12 protein-coding genes are annotated in these 14,099 nt (G+C 72.4%); 9 read left to right on the top strand and 3 right to left on the bottom strand.

Annotated features, from left to right (window positions below):
* The first annotated feature begins 191 nt into the window (after nt 1-191).
* Together DJ018_RS11035 and DJ018_RS11030 are read left to right on the top strand one after the other, a co-directional pair.
* Nucleotides 192-3,029, top strand: coding sequence for an ATP-binding protein (locus DJ018_RS11035; protein WP_165842885.1), 2,838 nt, complete (start codon nt 192-194; stop codon nt 3,027-3,029).
* A complete protein-coding gene (locus tag DJ018_RS11030; RefSeq protein ID WP_111515003.1) occupies nt 3,014-5,278 on the top strand; it encodes a TonB-dependent receptor in 2,265 nt (754 codons plus the stop codon). Before DJ018_RS11035 ends, DJ018_RS11030 begins: the two co-directional genes overlap by 16 nt.
* 6 nt (nt 5,279-5,284) lie before the next feature.
* Here DJ018_RS11030 and DJ018_RS11025 read toward each other — a convergent pair whose 3' ends face one another.
* Nucleotides 5,285-5,572: a hypothetical protein gene (locus tag DJ018_RS11025; protein ID WP_111515002.1), complete on the bottom strand. Its 288-nt coding sequence runs from the start codon at nt 5,570-5,572 to the stop codon at nt 5,285-5,287.
* Between the two features lie 246 nt (nt 5,573-5,818).
* Here DJ018_RS11025 and DJ018_RS11020 point away from each other — a divergent pair, with 246 nt between their 5' ends.
* Together DJ018_RS11020 and DJ018_RS11015 are read left to right on the top strand one after the other, a co-directional pair.
* The gene (locus tag DJ018_RS11020) at nt 5,819-6,358 is read left to right on the top strand and encodes a helix-turn-helix transcriptional regulator (protein ID WP_111515001.1); all 540 of its coding nucleotides are present in this window, start codon (nt 5,819-5,821) and stop codon (nt 6,356-6,358) included.
* A 47-nt stretch (nt 6,359-6,405) separates the two neighbouring features.
* Entirely contained in the window at nt 6,406-7,104 is a 699-nt protein-coding gene (locus DJ018_RS11015) for a dienelactone hydrolase family protein (RefSeq protein WP_111515000.1), read from the top strand.
* A gap of 181 nt (nt 7,105-7,285) precedes the next feature.
* On the opposite strand, the gene DJ018_RS11010 is transcribed toward DJ018_RS11015, so the two are convergent.
* Together DJ018_RS11010 and DJ018_RS11005 are read right to left on the bottom strand one after the other, a co-directional pair.
* Nucleotides 7,286-8,752 (bottom strand): catalase, encoded by a 1,467-nt coding sequence (locus DJ018_RS11010; RefSeq protein WP_111514999.1) that lies wholly within the window; start codon nt 8,750-8,752, stop codon nt 7,286-7,288.
* A gap of 89 nt (nt 8,753-8,841) precedes the next feature.
* The gene (locus DJ018_RS11005) at nt 8,842-9,705 is read right to left on the bottom strand and encodes an alpha/beta hydrolase (RefSeq protein WP_111514998.1); all 864 of its coding nucleotides are present in this window, start codon (nt 9,703-9,705) and stop codon (nt 8,842-8,844) included.
* A 249-nt stretch (nt 9,706-9,954) separates the two neighbouring features.
* Between DJ018_RS11005 and DJ018_RS11000 the strand changes: the two genes are divergently transcribed.
* The 5 genes from DJ018_RS11000 to DJ018_RS10980 all read left to right on the top strand — a co-directional run bounded on the left by DJ018_RS11000 (nt 9,955) and on the right by DJ018_RS10980 (nt 14,061).
* Complete coding sequence (locus DJ018_RS11000) at nt 9,955-10,920, top strand: alpha/beta fold hydrolase (protein ID WP_111514997.1); 966 nt, start codon at nt 9,955-9,957, stop codon at nt 10,918-10,920.
* A 25-nt stretch (nt 10,921-10,945) separates the two neighbouring features.
* Nucleotides 10,946-11,143, top strand: a complete 198-nt coding sequence (locus DJ018_RS10995) for a hypothetical protein (protein ID WP_111514996.1) — start codon at nt 10,946-10,948, stop codon at nt 11,141-11,143.
* 435 nt (nt 11,144-11,578) lie between these two features.
* Nucleotides 11,579-12,385 (top strand): alpha/beta hydrolase, encoded by an 807-nt coding sequence (locus tag DJ018_RS10990; RefSeq protein ID WP_111514995.1) that lies wholly within the window; start codon nt 11,579-11,581, stop codon nt 12,383-12,385.
* 225 nt (nt 12,386-12,610) lie between these two features.
* Nucleotides 12,611-13,054: an OsmC family peroxiredoxin gene (locus DJ018_RS10985; RefSeq protein ID WP_240609521.1), complete on the top strand. Its 444-nt coding sequence runs from the start codon at nt 12,611-12,613 to the stop codon at nt 13,052-13,054.
* A 44-nt stretch (nt 13,055-13,098) separates the two neighbouring features.
* Nucleotides 13,099-14,061 (top strand): alpha/beta fold hydrolase, encoded by a 963-nt coding sequence (locus DJ018_RS10980; RefSeq protein ID WP_111514994.1) that lies wholly within the window; start codon nt 13,099-13,101, stop codon nt 14,059-14,061.
* The last annotated feature ends 38 nt before the right edge of the window (nt 14,062-14,099 follow it).

Raw genomic sequence — 14,099 nt, 5'->3', positions numbered from 1 at the left:
TCGGTCAACCGCGTCCGGATCGGCAAATACAGGGCGCGGCCCCTCCAAGCATGTTGGCGGCAGGTGCCCAACATGCCCAGCCGATCAGCAACCCCGAACCGCCAGCCCCCGGAGGCGTCCGTTCTTCGTCCGAGCGGTCGCGCGGAGCCGGCTTCGGGCAAGCGCGTGGGCGTCCCGCCAGGAGCGGCGCCATGGCGGAACTGAGCGGCTACCGCTTCGGCCCGTTCGAGCTGCGGCAAGGCCGCCTTCTCGCCGACGGCGAGGCCGTTCCGCTCGGCAGCCGGGCGCTCGCCGTCCTGGAAGTCCTGGTCGAGCACGCGGGCGAGATCGTCTCGCACCGCGAGCTGATGGCGCGGGTGTGGCCGAACACGACCGTGGAGGAGGCCAACCTCCGCGTCCACATGACCGCCGTGCGACGCGCACTCAGCCAGGATCCCAAGGGCGAGGCCTTTGTCGAGAACATCCCCGGACGCGGCTACCGCTTCTCCTCGGTGGAAGGCGGCCGGGGCGAGCCTCCGACCCCGCGCGCCGCCACGCCGGAGGTCCTCCGCCTGCCAGCCGCGCTCACCCCGATGATCGGACGCGAGGCGAACGTGGCGGACGTCGCCGAGCAGCTCCAGCACCGACGGCTGCTGGTGATCGTCGGGGCCGGCGGCATGGGCAAGACCACCCTCGCCCTCGGCGCGGCGCGTCTCGCGGCCGCCGGGTTCCGGCACGGGGCCTGTCTGGTCGAGCTCGCCGCCGCGACCGACGCGGGGTCGGTCGCCACCGCCGTGGCCGCCGGCCTGGGCCTGGGCATCACCTCCGACGACATGCTGCCGGGAGTGCTCGCCGGGCTGGAGAGCAAGCACCTGCTGCTGGTGCTCGACAACTGCGAACGGGTGGTCGACGCCGCGGCGGTGTTCGTCGAGACCGTGCTGCGGACAGCTCCCGGGGTGACCATCCTGGCCACCAGCCGGGAAGCCCTGCGGGCCGAGGGCGAATGGACCTACCGGCTGCCGCCCCTGGCCTTCCCCGAGCAGGCCGAGGGCGAGCCGGGGGACCGGCTGCGTTCCTATCCGGCCGTGCAGCTTTTCCTTGAGCGGGCCTCGGCCCAGGCGGCGGCGGACGTCCAGGACCCCGACCTGCCGGTCATCGGCAGCCTCTGCCGCCGGCTCGACGGGATCCCGCTGGCCATCGAGTTCGCCGCCGCGACCTGCGGCGTGGTGGAACTCGAGGTGCTGGAGCGGGAGATCGGCCAACGCCTCGACCTGCTGGCCCAGGGACGTCGCACCGCCCTGCCCCGCCACCAGACCCTGCGGGCGACGCTCGACTGGAGCTACGAGACGCTGGCCGAGGATGAGCGGGAGGTCCTCCAGACGCTGGGGGTCTTCTGCACGCGGTTCACCCTGGAGGAGGCGGAAGCCCTGGTGGCGGCCACGGGCTCCCCGAGCCGGCCGACGCGGGACACCCTCAGACGGCTGATCGACACGTCGCTGCTGGCCACGGATACGGCCGAACCCGCGGATGGCCAGCCGCGCCGCTTCCATCGCCTGCTCGACACGACGCGCACCTACGCGCTGGACAAGCTGCGCGCCTCGGGGCGCTCCGACGGCGTGCTCGCCGAACGCGGCCGCCTGCTCTGCCTGCGCCTCCGCGAGGTGGCCGCCGCGGGCGACCACGCCGCCATGATGGCCTGCAGCCGGCTCATGGACGACGTGCGGTTCGTGCTCGACTGGGCGTTCGCCGATCCGCAGCGCGCGGTGTTCGCCGTCGAGCTCACCGCAGCCGCCATCCCGTTCTGGCTCCGCCTGTCGCTGCTGACGGACAATCAGAGGTTTCTCGATCTGGCGCTGGCGAGCGTCGACTTTCCGTCCTGCGAGCCGCGCCAGCGCTGCGCCGTCCACATGGTCTCGGGCATGGCCGACTACGTCAGCAACGGGCTGACCCGCGCCGCTGTCGGTCACTTCGTCCAGGCCCGGGAGCTCGCCTGCGGGATGGGCGACAAGGCCACCGAACTGCTGCTGACGTGGGTCCTGCAGGGACTGTCCGGCAACGCCGGCGACTACACGGCGGCCATGCAGTACGCCCGGGAGTACGGCGAGCGGCTGCCGCCCCGTCCCGAGCCGCTCTATGTGGCCCGGCGCCACCGGCTGCTCGGCCGCGCCCTGCACGACCTGGGACGGCACGGCGAGGCCCAGGCGCACCTGCTGGAGGCGCTCAGCCGTCCGCGCGAGGCGTTCCCGAAGATCATCATCACGGGCTATGACGTGGACCAGTGGTGCGCCGCCCGCGCCACCTACGCCCGCGTCCTGTGGGTGACCGGCCGTCCCGACGAAGCGATCGACACGGCCGAGAGCTGCCTCGACGAGCTGCTCTGGCTGAACCATCCCTACACGAGCAGCTGGACCCTGGCGATCAACCTGTGCCCGGTGATGATCTGGTCCGGCCAGCTGGACGCAGCGCGGCGCTACGTCGAGATCCTGACCGCCAGCTCGAAGCAGACCTTCGCGCTCTGGCACCACTGGGGCCTGCGCTACCGGGCGGTGCTGGACCGGCTCGAGGGAAACCCGGCCGCACCGGCGGAGCTGCGACCCGCGCCCCGCAGCGTCCGCATGCCGGCGCTGGACGAGCTGTTCGCCACCCTGCTCCCGCCGGAGGATCCCTCCGCCGCCTTCCAACGCTTCTCCGACAACGACGAGGTCTGGTTCGCCCCCGAGATGCACCGCTCTCGGGGCGCGGCGAGACTGCGCGGCGGCGGCCCAGGCGCCGTCGCCGAGGCCGAACAGGCGTTCCGCCACGCGCTTGCGCTTTCGGAGCGGCAGGGCGCCCTGGGCTGGGGGCTGCGCGCCGCCGCCAGCCTGGCCGAGCTGCTCGCAGCAAGCGACCGTCGGACCGAGGCCCACGCCAGCCTCCACCGCCTTCTGGAGCGCGTGGACGCCACCTCCCTCACAAACGATGTCGTCCACGCCCGAGCGCTGCTCGAACAGCTTCGCGCCAGCGGAACGGACGGTTCGCGCCTACGGAGCGACGCATGCGACCACGGCTGACCGGCTCGAGCCTCGCCGCACTCCTGGCGGCGACCGCGGCGCAGGCCGAGGCGCCGGAGAAAGATCACGCCGCCTCCGGTCTTGCGGAGCTGATCGTCACCGCCCAACGACGACCGGAAGCCCTCCAGGAGGTCCCTCTCTCCGTCAGCGTCATCAGCGGCGACCGCACACGGGCGGAGGGCCTGCGCACCCTCGAGGACCTGTCGGCCTGGGCGCCGGGCCTGGTCGCCACCGGCGATGTCGGCTACGGCGCCGCGCCGCTCGCCATCCGGGGGGTCGGTGGGGCCAACGGCGGGGCCAACTTCTTCGCCGACGAGCCGGTCGCCGTCTATGTGGACGGGGCCTACATCGGGCGGCTGTCCGTCTCCACCGCCGATCTCGTCGACGTGGACGCCCTCCAGGTGATCCGCGGACCGCAGGGCACGCTCTTCGGGCGCAACGCCACCGCCGGCGCGGTGCTGGTCACGTCCCGGCGCCCGACGCCGCGTCCGGACGGCGTTCTGAACGCCCGGTGGGACTCGCTGGGCGCCTTCAAGGCGGAAGCGGCGTTCGGCGGCCCGCTCGCCGGCGACGGGCTGCAGGCGCGGCTGGCGCTCGGCCACGCCCACCGGGACGGGTTCGGGCGCAACGTGATCACCGGCCGCAAGGTCGGCGGCGGCGACGACACCACCGCACGCCTGACGCTGCGCCTGACGCCCGGCGAGCGGAGCCGGTTCGACCTGATCGGCGAATACCGCCGGCAGGACGCCGAGGTCGCCCTGATCCGGATCGCCGCGCTCACGGGCGGTCCGGCCGATTCCCCCTTCGTCCCGCGTCCGGATCTCGGCCGCGTGCTGGACCGCGGCCAGTACGCCTTCGATACGCCTGGCGACCTGCGGAGCGAAACCAAGGCGGCGACCCTGCTCGGCGAGCACCGCCTCGGCCGGATGACGCTCTCCACCGTGAGCAACTACCGGCGCTTCAGCCTGGGCGGATCGGGCGACGCCGACAACACCGCGCCCGCGGATCGCACCGGCGGGCCGGTGGAGGCCTACAACACCGTGCGCCTGACCCATGAGCAATGGCTGCAGGAGGTCCGCCTGGCCAGCCCCCCAGACGCCCGCATCGCCTGGGTGGCCGGCGCCTTCCACATGCGCGAGCGCAACAAGGTGCACCCCTCGATCATCCAGAACGCGGGGGCCTTTTTCCGGCTCGGCACGCGCGCGACCTTCGACGCAGGCCAGACGGTGCGGGCGGGGGCCGTGTTCGCCGACGCCAGCGTCCGCGCGACCGACCGCCTGACGCTGCGGGGCGGCGCCCGCCTGAGCCGGGAGGAGAAGGTCTTTTCGCTGACCCAGACGGTGCTGACCCTGGCCGGCGGCTTCGCGCCGCCCGCCGGGAAGGTGGTGCCCGCCGGGTTCGCAGTGGCCGCCCCGCCGACCTTCCAGGCCACGCGGCAGTTCGACGACGTGTCGCTCCGGGCGGTGCTCGACTACCGGTTTGCGCCGGGCGCGCTCGCCTACCTGAACTTCAGCCAGGGATTCAAGTCGGGCGGCTTCAACGTCTACGGCCTGAACCGCGGCTTCGATCCCGAGGAGATCGACGCGCTGGAGGGCGGCCTCAAGGTCGAGCTCCTGGACCGTCGTCTCCGGATCAACGCCGCCGCCTTCCGCTACCACTACGAAAACCTCCAGGTGCGCCTGCCGGTCACCTCCGGCGGCATCGACATCCGCAACGTGGCCAGCGCCCGCACCCACGGCGCCGAGGCGGAGATCGCCGTCTTCGGGGACGGTTTCCAGCTGGACGCGAGCCTCGCCTGGCTCGACGCGAGGTTCACGGACGGCGTTCTGCCGGCCGTGCCGGGCTCCGCCCGCTTCGCCTACGGGGCGTCCATCCCCCTCATCCAGGAGGCCATCGACGGGGCCCGTCTCAGCCGGGCCCCGCGCTGGCAGGGCGCCATCACCGCTGAAGCCTGGCGTCAGGCGGGCGCCGGCTGGCGTCTCGCGGCCGCGGCGAGCCTGCGCCTGCAGAGCAACGTCTTCTACCTGGAAACCAACCAGGACCAGCCGACCTACCAGTCGGGCGACTGGAGCGAGCTCAACGCCCGCCTGTCGCTGAGCCCGCCCGGGGGCCGCATCGTCCTGACCCTGTTCGGCGAGAACCTGCTGGACGATCGACACGTCACGGCGGCGACCGCCCTGGCCGGCTATCCGCAGGGCGCGATCAACGCGCCGCGCCGGATCGGCCTGCGCGCCACGTGGCGCCCCTGAGATCGGTCAGGGGAAACGACCGGCGATCGCCGCCACGCTCAGCGCCCAGCCGTCGCACTCCTCGGAGGCCCGACGGGCGATCTCGCGCACGCCCGGCGGGTAGGCCTCGCCGCCCTCGGCCAGATCCGTCGCCAGGCGCGCAAGCGCCCGCAGGGCCTCTTCAAACCGATGCACATGCTCGTGCGCCAGCCCGCGGACCTCGTCCTGCAGGCGGTGCACCCTCTCGACCAGGGCGGCGTCGGCGTCCGCCGCGGCGGGGCGGTCCGAGGTTGCGGCTTCAGGCGCGGGTGTCATGCGGCGATCTCCGAGATGATCTCGATCCGCAGGCTGTCTCAGACGGGGCTACAGGTTTCTTGCCGCAAGACGCCAGCCGTTGGACGAACCCGCTCTGCCGGGGCGACCACGTCGGCCGACGCCTTGAAGCCCGCGTCGTAAATCGCCGGTTTTCGACGTTTTACAGGGCTTAACTCGCGCCCTGTTCGCCCCCCGCAGAAGCTGCCCTGGTCACGGCGCCCCGAGCGCCGCACCGGAGGACCCCCAATGTTGCAGCTTCTGGAACCCACCCCAACCCCGCCGCCCGGCGCCCTGACGCTGGTCAACGCCCACGGCCTCGCAGCCCTGCTCGACGCGGCCCGGTCCGCCGTGGAGCAGGATCGGGACGCCGCAAGGGACTGCATCGACCGCGCCCTCACCCTTCTGCGGCACGATCGGCCGGCCGCGGCCGACCTCGGCGGCCTCGCCAAATGGCAGGTGGACAAGGTCAGCCGGTTCGTCGCGGCGAACCTCGGCGCGCCCATCCGCGTCACCGACCTGGCCGCCCTCGCGCGGCTGAGCGCCAACCATTTCAGTCGCCGGTTCCGGGTCTCGTTCCAGGAGGGCCCGCTGGCCTATGTCGCGCGCAAGCGCGTGGAATTCGCCCAGCGCCTGATGCTGAGCACGCCCATGCCGCTGGCCGCCCTCGCCCTGGAAGCCGGCTTCTGCGACCAGGCCCATTTCACACGCGTGTTCAAGCGCACCACCGGCGCCTGTCCGCGCGCCTGGCTGCGCGGCCAGTCCATCGCCGCACCCGTCGCGGCCTGACCCTCCCCGCCGCCGCCGCGCGGCCAAGCTGACGCAAGGACTCCGAGATGCCCGAGTTCATCACCATCGACGGGCCGGACGGCCCCTTCCGCGCCTTTGTCGCCCGCCCCGAGGCGACCACGCCGCGCCCCGTGGTCCTGGTCCTGCAGGAGATCCTCGGGGTGAACGCCAACATGCGCGAGGTGGCCGAGGCCTTCGCGACGCAGGGCTATATCGGCCTCGCCCCGGACCTGTTCTGGCGCTTCGAGCCCGGCTTCGAGAGCGAAGGCGACGATCCGGCCGAATGGGAGAAGGCCTTGGGCTTCTATGGAGCCTACGACATCGACCAGGGCGTCGCCGACGTTCAGGCCGCCGTCGCGACGGCGCGCACCCTCCCCGGGGCCGACGGCAAGGTGGCGGTGATGGGGTACTGCCTGGGCGGGCTGATGAGCTTCCTGACCGCCGCCCGGACCGAGGTCGACGCCGCCGTCGCCTACTACGGCGGCGGCACGGAGCGGTTCGTGGCCGAAGCCGCCAGCCTCCGCGCGCCCTTCCTCACCCATCTTGCCGAGGCGGACGAATACATCGACGCCGCAGCCCGCGCGAAGATCCAGGACGCCCTGAGCCGCCGCCCGAACGCCGAGGTGCACACCTATCCGGGCCGCAACCATGCCTTCGCCCGTCACCGCGGCGCTCACTTCCATGCCGCCGACGCCGCCCTGGCCGACAGCCGGACGGCCGAGTTCCTGGCCCGCCATCTGCGCTGACGCCCCATGGGTGCGCCGGCCGGCGCACTCGCAGGCCGCCGTCCTGAAGCTCGCCGCCGCCAAGCCGACAAGACCCGCCGGGCGCCTCCGCGCCCGGCGGGCCGCACGCGCTGGCCCAAGCCCTGCCGCCGGCGGGCGGATGCGCGGCGCCGTGAGGACCGGCGCCGCGCGGCGACCCCGGCTATTCGGCGGCCTGGGCGGCGGTCCCGCCGCCCAGCTCTAAGAGCGCCGCCGCCACTCCGGCGCCGTAGGCCGGGTCGGCCCGCAGGCAGTTGGCCACGTGCCGCTGCTGGACCTCCGGCGCGGCGCCCTGGAGCGCCCGGGCCGTGTTGGCGAACAGCACCGCCTGCTGGGCGGGCGACATCAGCCGGAAGAGCTCCCCGGGCTGCTCGAAGTGATCGTCCTCGGTCTGGTGGTCGTAATGGGCGGCGGCGCCGTCGAGCGGCAGGGGCGGCTCCGCCAGGTCCGGCCGGTCGCGCCAGACGCCCTGGCTGTTGGGCGCGTAGCTGATCGTCCCGCCGAGGTTGCCATCGGTCCGCATGGCGCCGTCCCGGTGATAGCTGTGGAACGGGCATTTCGGGGCGTTCACCGGGATCTGGCCGAAGTTGACGCCGAGGCGGTAGCGCTGCGCGTCGCCGTAGGAAAACAGCCGCGCCTGCAGCATCCGGTCCGGCGAGAAGCCGACGCCCGGCACCACGTTCGCCGGCGAGAAGGCCGCCTGCTCGACCTCGGCGAAGACGTTGTCCGGATTGCGGTTGAGCTCCAGCACGCCGACCTCGATCAGCGGGTAGTCGGCCTTCGGCCAGACCTTGGTGAGGTCGAAGGGGTTGTGCCGGTGACTCGCCGCCTGGCGCTCGCTCATCACCTGAACGCACAGGGTCCAGCGAGGGAAGGCGCCGCGTTCGATGCTGTCGAACAGGTCGCGATGATGGCTTTCCCGATCGCGACCGATCAGCTCGGCCGCGGCGGCGTCCGTCAGGGTCTCGACGCCCTGGTGGGTTCGCAGGTGGAATTTGACCCAGACCCGCTCGTTGTCCGCGTTGAGCAGGCTGAAGGTGTGGCTCCCGAAGCCGTGCATGTGCCGGTACGAGCGCGGCAGCCCCCGGTCGCTCATCACGATGGTCACCTGGTGCAGGGCTTCCGGCAGCAGGGTCCAGAAGTCCCAGTTGTTCTGCGCGCTGCGCAGCCCGCTGCGCGGATCCCGCTTGACCGCGTGGTTGAGGTCCGGGAACCGCAGCGGGTCGCGGAAGAAGAACACCGGCGTGTTGTTCCCCACCAGATCCCAGTTCCCCTCCTCGGTGTAGAACTTCACCGCGAAGCCCCGGATGTCGCGCTCGGCGTCGGCGGCGCCCCGCTCGCCGGCGACCGTCGAGAACCGCACGAACACCGGCGTCTGCTTGCCGATCTCGGAGAACAGGGCCGCCCGGGAGTAGCGGCGGATGTCCCCGGTGACCGTGAAGGTCCCGAATGCGCCGGCGCCCTTGGCGTGCATCCGGCGCTCGGGGATCACCTCGCGGTCGAAGTGGGCCAGCTTCTCGAGCAGCCAGACATCCTGCAGCAACGCCGGGCCGCGGCGGCCCGCCGTCTCGATGTTGAGGTTGTCGGCGACGGGGGCGCCTGACGCCCGGCGGAGGGTGCGGTCGACCATTTCGAGGCTCCTTCTTCGAAGCCCCTAGCCTGCCTGCAACCGCGCCGGCCGGATTGAACCGATCGGCGCTTGCTGGCGCGGCTCCGTCGTCAGACCCGCACGCGACGGTCGGCGGCAGGTCCGGGCCCCGGGCAGGCGTCGGAGGCCCGCAGGGGCCGGCCGGCGAAGGTCGGCAGCGCTTCGAGCCAGCCGATCACGTCGCGCGCCACCCGTTCGTAGCCTGGCTCGGCGATCAGCAGGTGCGAGAGCCCGTCATAGAAGCTGAAGTCGGTCAGGCCGGGCGCCCGTCGCTGGATCGCGTAGGCCGCGCGCGACAGATGCGGGGTGACCAGGCGGTCGGCCTCGCTGCCGGTGATCAGCAGCGGCTGGGTGCGACGCCGGGGGTCGATCCCGGTGCCCAGCCAGGTCGCGGCCTGGTGCAGGATGCGGCCTGGCGTCGGAATCACCGCCTCGTTGAAGAACCGCGACACCAGATCATGCGGCGCGGTGTTGGCGTACTGCCGCCCGAAGCTGCCCCGCGTGTGGGCATAGGGGCGGCTCCACCCGCGCCAGCGGGCGAGCGCAGGCAGCACCGCCGCCAGGGTCGTCGGTCCGGGGACGATCCCGGCGATCGGCGCCGGATTGATCGCAACCCCCGCCGCGCCGCAGCCGCGATCGAGCAGCTTCTGGACCAGCAGGCCGCCGAAGGAATGCCCGACGAGCAGCGGAGGCTGCGGCAGCGCCTGGATATAGGCCTCCAGGTGATCGACAATGCGCCCGAGGCTGAGGCTGCCGAAGCCGACCGGGAGGTGGCGACGGACCTGGGCGGCTGACAGCCCCTCCAGCCCCGGCCAGGTGGGGGTCAGCACCCGGTAGCCGGCCCGCTCGAAAGGCCGGCGGAAGGTGTCCCAGGACCGCGTGGTGACCCAGGCGCCATGCACCAGGACGACGGTCTTTTCGGAAGGACTGGACATGGAACGGCTCCGGATGATGTCCGCGAGCCTAGCCGCACGGCCCGCCCGGACGATTGAACGGAGGCACGGCGCTTTTGACGATCCGCCGGCCGCGCGCGCCGGCCTCCCGCACCGCAGTCTCGCCTGAGCAGCAGCACGGCGGCGCATCGCCAGGAGCGTGTCCTTCAACTGGCGCCGGAACCGTCCAATCGGCGTCGGCCGCCGCCGCCTAACGTTCCTTGGCCAACCTCAACCAGGGACCCGAACATCATGAGCACGGACACTCAGACCGCTTCCCGCCGCGCGGTGCTTTCCGCCGGCTTCGGCGCGGCCACGGGCGGCGCCCTGGCGAACCAGGCCGCCGCGCAGCCTCTGGCCACGGCGCCCCACGCCTCCAAGGAGCCCCGCAGGATGAACTATGTCACCGCCAAGGACGGCGCCCAGATCTACTTCAAGGACTGGGGCGCCGGCCAACCGATCGTCTTCAGCCACGGCTGGCCGCTGACCGCCGACGACTGGGACGCCCAGATGGTGTTCTTCGCCGACCGCGGCTTCCGCGTGATCGCCCACGACCGCCGCGGCCACGGCCGCTCGACCCAGACCTGGGGCGGCAACGAGATGGACACCTACGCGGACGACCTGCGCGCCCTGGTGCTCGCCCTGGACCTGAAGGATGCGATCCACATCGGCCACTCCACCGGCGGCGGCGAGGTCGCCCGCTACCTCGGCCGTCACGGAACCGACCGGGCGGCGAAGGCCGTGCTGATCGGCGCGGTGCCGCCGGTCATGGTGAAGAAGCCCGGCAATCCCGAAGGCACCCCGATCGAGGTGTTCGACGGCTTCCGCGCCGCCCTGACCGCCGACCGGGCCAAGATGTTCCTCGATGTCCCGTCCGGCCCGTTCTACGGCTACAACCGTCCGGGCGCGAAGGTCAGCCAGGGGGTGATCCAGAACTGGTGGCGGCAGGGGATGATGGGCGGGGTCAAGGCGCACCACGACTGCATCAAGGCCTTCTCCGAGACCGACTTCACCGAAGACCTCAAGAAGATCGACATCCCCGTTCTGGTGATGCACGGCGATGACGACCAGATCGTGCCGATCAAGGCGTCCGCGCTGAAGACCATCGGGCTGCTGAGGCAGGGGACGCTCAAGGTCTATCCCGGCTTCGACCACGGCATGGCCACCACCCACGCCGAGATCATCAACGGCGACCTGCTCGCCTTCCTGCGGGCCTGACCCCCGACGACGCGCGGAGCGAAGCATGGGACGGTTCTGGACCTTTCCGCCGACCGGCGCGCCGCCCCGGGCGCGCTGGGTCACGGCGGGCTTCATCCCCTGCCGCGTCGACGGCCGGCCGGTGCTCGGGATCGTCGAGGTGCTCGCTCGGGAGGCGCCCTGCCCGGCGCCGACCCGTCGCCGCCCGGGCCTTCGCGAGCAAACCCCAGCAGGTCTCGACTGAGCCATGGGTGAACCCCGCGACAGCGAACCGCCCGGCGCGGCGGACCGGGACAGGCGCGATCAGGACCGCCGGCTGGAGGAAGCGCTCGAGGAGTCCTTCCCGGCAAGCGATCCACCGGCGGCCAATCGACCCGAAGGCCCCTGACGCGCCTGCGGGCCGCACAGCGCAGGCTGTGCGGCCCGCTTCCGCTTGTCGCGAGGTTGCGCGGTCAAGCCGCCTTGGCCGGTGAGCCGCCAGTCTTCGCCCTGCGCCAGCACGGATCTTCTCGCCCGCCTCCCGGCGGCATCCATCCCGGCGCGCCAGCGCCAGAGCCCGCCGCCGGCGGGCCTGTTCGGCGCCAGCCGGCCCGGAAACGTCCAAGACCAGGCGCCCGCCCTTCGCCCACCCTGTCGGCGCCCTCAGAACAGGCTTGCCGATCTGCGCAAGGAGAACGCCATGTCCAAGACCATCATGCTCATCCACGGGGCCTGGCTGAACGCCAGGTGCTGGGACGGCTTCCGCAAACACTACGAGGCGCGCGGCTACACCGTCATCGCCCCGGACTGGCCGCTCGACGACCGCGAGCCCCGGGCCCTGCGCGATCAACCCGATCCAGCGCTGGCCAAGGTCGGCCAGAAGCGGATCGTCGAGCACTATGAGCGGCTGATCCAGAGCCTGCCGGAAGCGCCGATCCTCATCGGCCACTCGCTCGGCGGCGTGTTCGTGCAGCACCTGCTGGACCGCGGGCACGGCGCCGCGGGCGTGGCCATCGACCCCGCGCCGACGCCTGGCGTCCCGCTCGGGCCCCACGCGATCGTCTCAGCCTGGCCGGTGCTGTCCGACCCGTTCAGCGGCGGCAAGCTGATGCACATGTCGCGCACCTTCTTCCGAACCCGCTTTGCGCAGACCCTGCCGCTGCACGAAAGCGACGCCATGTACGACCGCTACATCGTGCCGACGCCCGGCAAGGTCTACTGGGACGGCATCCTCAAGGCGGCGGGCGCCATCACCTGGAGCAGCCGGACCCGCGCCCCGCTGCTGCTGATCGGCGGCGGCAAGGACCTCATCGCCGATGCGAGCATGACCCGGGCCATCTTCGAGAAGCAGAAGCGCGCCGCCTCCCGCACGGAGCTCAAGATCTTCGAGGACCGCTCGCACTGGACGTGCCTGGACCGGGGCTGGGAGGCCGTGGCCGACTACGCCCTCGACTGGGCGGCGGCCAACGCCCACAGCCGCCTGACCCGCCCCCTGGCCGCGGCCTGATCCCTTCCGTCGGCCACCTCCCGCCCAACCTGAGCCGACCGACTGCCGGCGCGCCTCGCAAGGCGCGCCGGCCTTTTCCGTTCTGGCGGGGGCGCCCCGTCGGCGACTCCGGGCGGACGCCGGCCGGCCACGCCGGTCCAGACAATCGGCGCCGGTTCCGTCAAATCCAGGCGACGCCCGATGCGGGATGCTCTGCGGACACACCCGAGCCGAGGAGCGCTGTCCATGCCCATCAAGGTCAAACGTCGAGGGTCCGCGACCTGGACCGGCGGCGCGTTCGAAGGCCGCGGCTCGATCTCGAGCGCCAGCGGCGCCCTGTGCGACTTCCCCTACGGCGCGGCGAGCCGCTTCGAGGGGCGGCCCGGGTCCAACCCCGAGGAGCTGCTGGCCGCGGCCCACGCCGCCTGCTTCACCATGGCCCTGACCCTGGTGCTGGGTCAGGCCGGGCTGAAGGCGGACGCGCTGCGCACCGAGGCCGAGGTCACCCTGGAGGAGCAGGACGGAGATTTCGTGATCCCCGCCGTGCATCTCACCGTCCGCGGCCAAGTCGCGGATCTCAGCCTGGCGGACTTCCAGGCCCACGTGGCCCGCACCCACGAAATCTGCCCGGTCTCCAAGCTGTTCCGGGCGGAGATCACCCACGCAGCGTCGCTCGACGCCGCGGCCTGAGCTCCTGCGCCGCCGTCCCGCCCCATTTTCCGGAGAGTCCCGCCATGCGCTTAAACCGCCACACCCGCCGCGTGCGAGGCGCCCTGGCCGGCGTTGTCGCCGCGCTCACGCTGAGCGCCCCCGCCCTGCCCGCCGCCGCCGCGCCGCCGGACCGCTGCCTGTCGGTCTGCGCGCCGACCTCGAGCCTGAAGGTCGGCGAGGTCACCTACGCCTATCGGGCGGTGGGACCGGCCGGGGCCAGGCCGCTGGTGCTGCTCAACCGCTTCCGCGGCTCGATGGACGAGTGGGACCCGGCCTTCCTCGACGCCCTGGCCCGGACCCGACGGGTGATCATCTTCGACAATGTCGGGGTCGCGCGGACCGACGGCCTCGCCTCGCCGCGCCTGGCGGGCTGGTCCGACAACGCCGCCGCCTTCATCCGCGCGCTCGGCCTGAAGGAGGTGGACCTGCTCGGCTACTCCTTCGGCGGCCTGGTGGCCCAGCAGCTGACGCTGGACCATCCCGAGCTGGTCCGCCGGCTGGTGATCGTCGGAAGCGGCGCGGGCTATGTCGAGGGCGCCAACCTGCGCGCCGAGGCGCTGCAGGTCGCCACCAAGCCCGTGAACACGGACGAGGACTTCCTTTTCCTGTTCTTCCGCAACACGCCGACCAGCCAGGCCGCCGGCCGGGCGCACCTGGCGCGCCTGCGGCAACGGCCCGGCGCCTTCGACGTGCGGGTGAGCGAAGCCACCTGGCGGGCCATGCTGTCGGCCGGCTCGGACGTCGGCACGCCGGAGACCTCGTTGCTGCGCCGCGCCCCGCAGATCCGCAAGCCGGTGCTGGTCGCCAACGGGGTGGAGGACAACATGATCCCGACCATCCAGTCCTACGCGCTCGCGCAGGCCCTGCCCCAGGCCCGGCTGATCCTCTACCCGGACGCCGGCCACGCCTTCATGTTCCAGTATCCCCAGCTCGTCGGGCGGGACGTCGCCGCCTTCCTGGACGAGCCGCCGCCCCCGGCCGGGTGACGCGCGCCTTCCGCCCCCCTTCTCCAGGTCCCACCCCG

It is taken from the genome of Phenylobacterium deserti (assembly GCF_003254705.1).
Classification (GTDB): Bacteria; Pseudomonadota; Alphaproteobacteria; order Caulobacterales; family Caulobacteraceae; genus Phenylobacterium; species Phenylobacterium deserti.
This window is presented reverse-complemented; position numbering and strand designations above follow the sequence as displayed.

Excerpts from the sequence above, each read along its gene's own strand:
- DJ018_RS11035 (WP_165842885.1), top strand. The coding sequence starts at position 192 with ATGGCGGAACTGAGCGGCTACCGCTTCGGCCCGTTCGAGCTGCGGCAA.
- DJ018_RS11030 (WP_111515003.1), top strand. The coding sequence starts at position 3,014 with ATGCGACCACGGCTGACCGGCTCGAGCCTCGCCGCACTCCTGGCGGCG.
- DJ018_RS11025 (WP_111515002.1), bottom strand. The coding sequence starts at position 5,572 with ATGACACCCGCGCCTGAAGCCGCAACCTCGGACCGCCCCGCCGCGGCG.
- DJ018_RS11020 (WP_111515001.1), top strand. The coding sequence starts at position 5,819 with ATGTTGCAGCTTCTGGAACCCACCCCAACCCCGCCGCCCGGCGCCCTG.
- DJ018_RS11015 (WP_111515000.1), top strand. The coding sequence starts at position 6,406 with ATGCCCGAGTTCATCACCATCGACGGGCCGGACGGCCCCTTCCGCGCC.
- DJ018_RS11010 (WP_111514999.1), bottom strand. The coding sequence starts at position 8,752 with ATGGTCGACCGCACCCTCCGCCGGGCGTCAGGCGCCCCCGTCGCCGAC.
- DJ018_RS11005 (WP_111514998.1), bottom strand. The coding sequence starts at position 9,705 with ATGTCCAGTCCTTCCGAAAAGACCGTCGTCCTGGTGCATGGCGCCTGG.
- DJ018_RS11000 (WP_111514997.1), top strand. The coding sequence starts at position 9,955 with ATGAGCACGGACACTCAGACCGCTTCCCGCCGCGCGGTGCTTTCCGCC.
- DJ018_RS10995 (WP_111514996.1), top strand. The coding sequence starts at position 10,946 with ATGGGACGGTTCTGGACCTTTCCGCCGACCGGCGCGCCGCCCCGGGCG.
- DJ018_RS10990 (WP_111514995.1), top strand. The coding sequence starts at position 11,579 with ATGTCCAAGACCATCATGCTCATCCACGGGGCCTGGCTGAACGCCAGG.
- DJ018_RS10985 (WP_240609521.1), top strand. The coding sequence starts at position 12,611 with ATGCCCATCAAGGTCAAACGTCGAGGGTCCGCGACCTGGACCGGCGGC.
- DJ018_RS10980 (WP_111514994.1), top strand. The coding sequence starts at position 13,099 with ATGCGCTTAAACCGCCACACCCGCCGCGTGCGAGGCGCCCTGGCCGGC.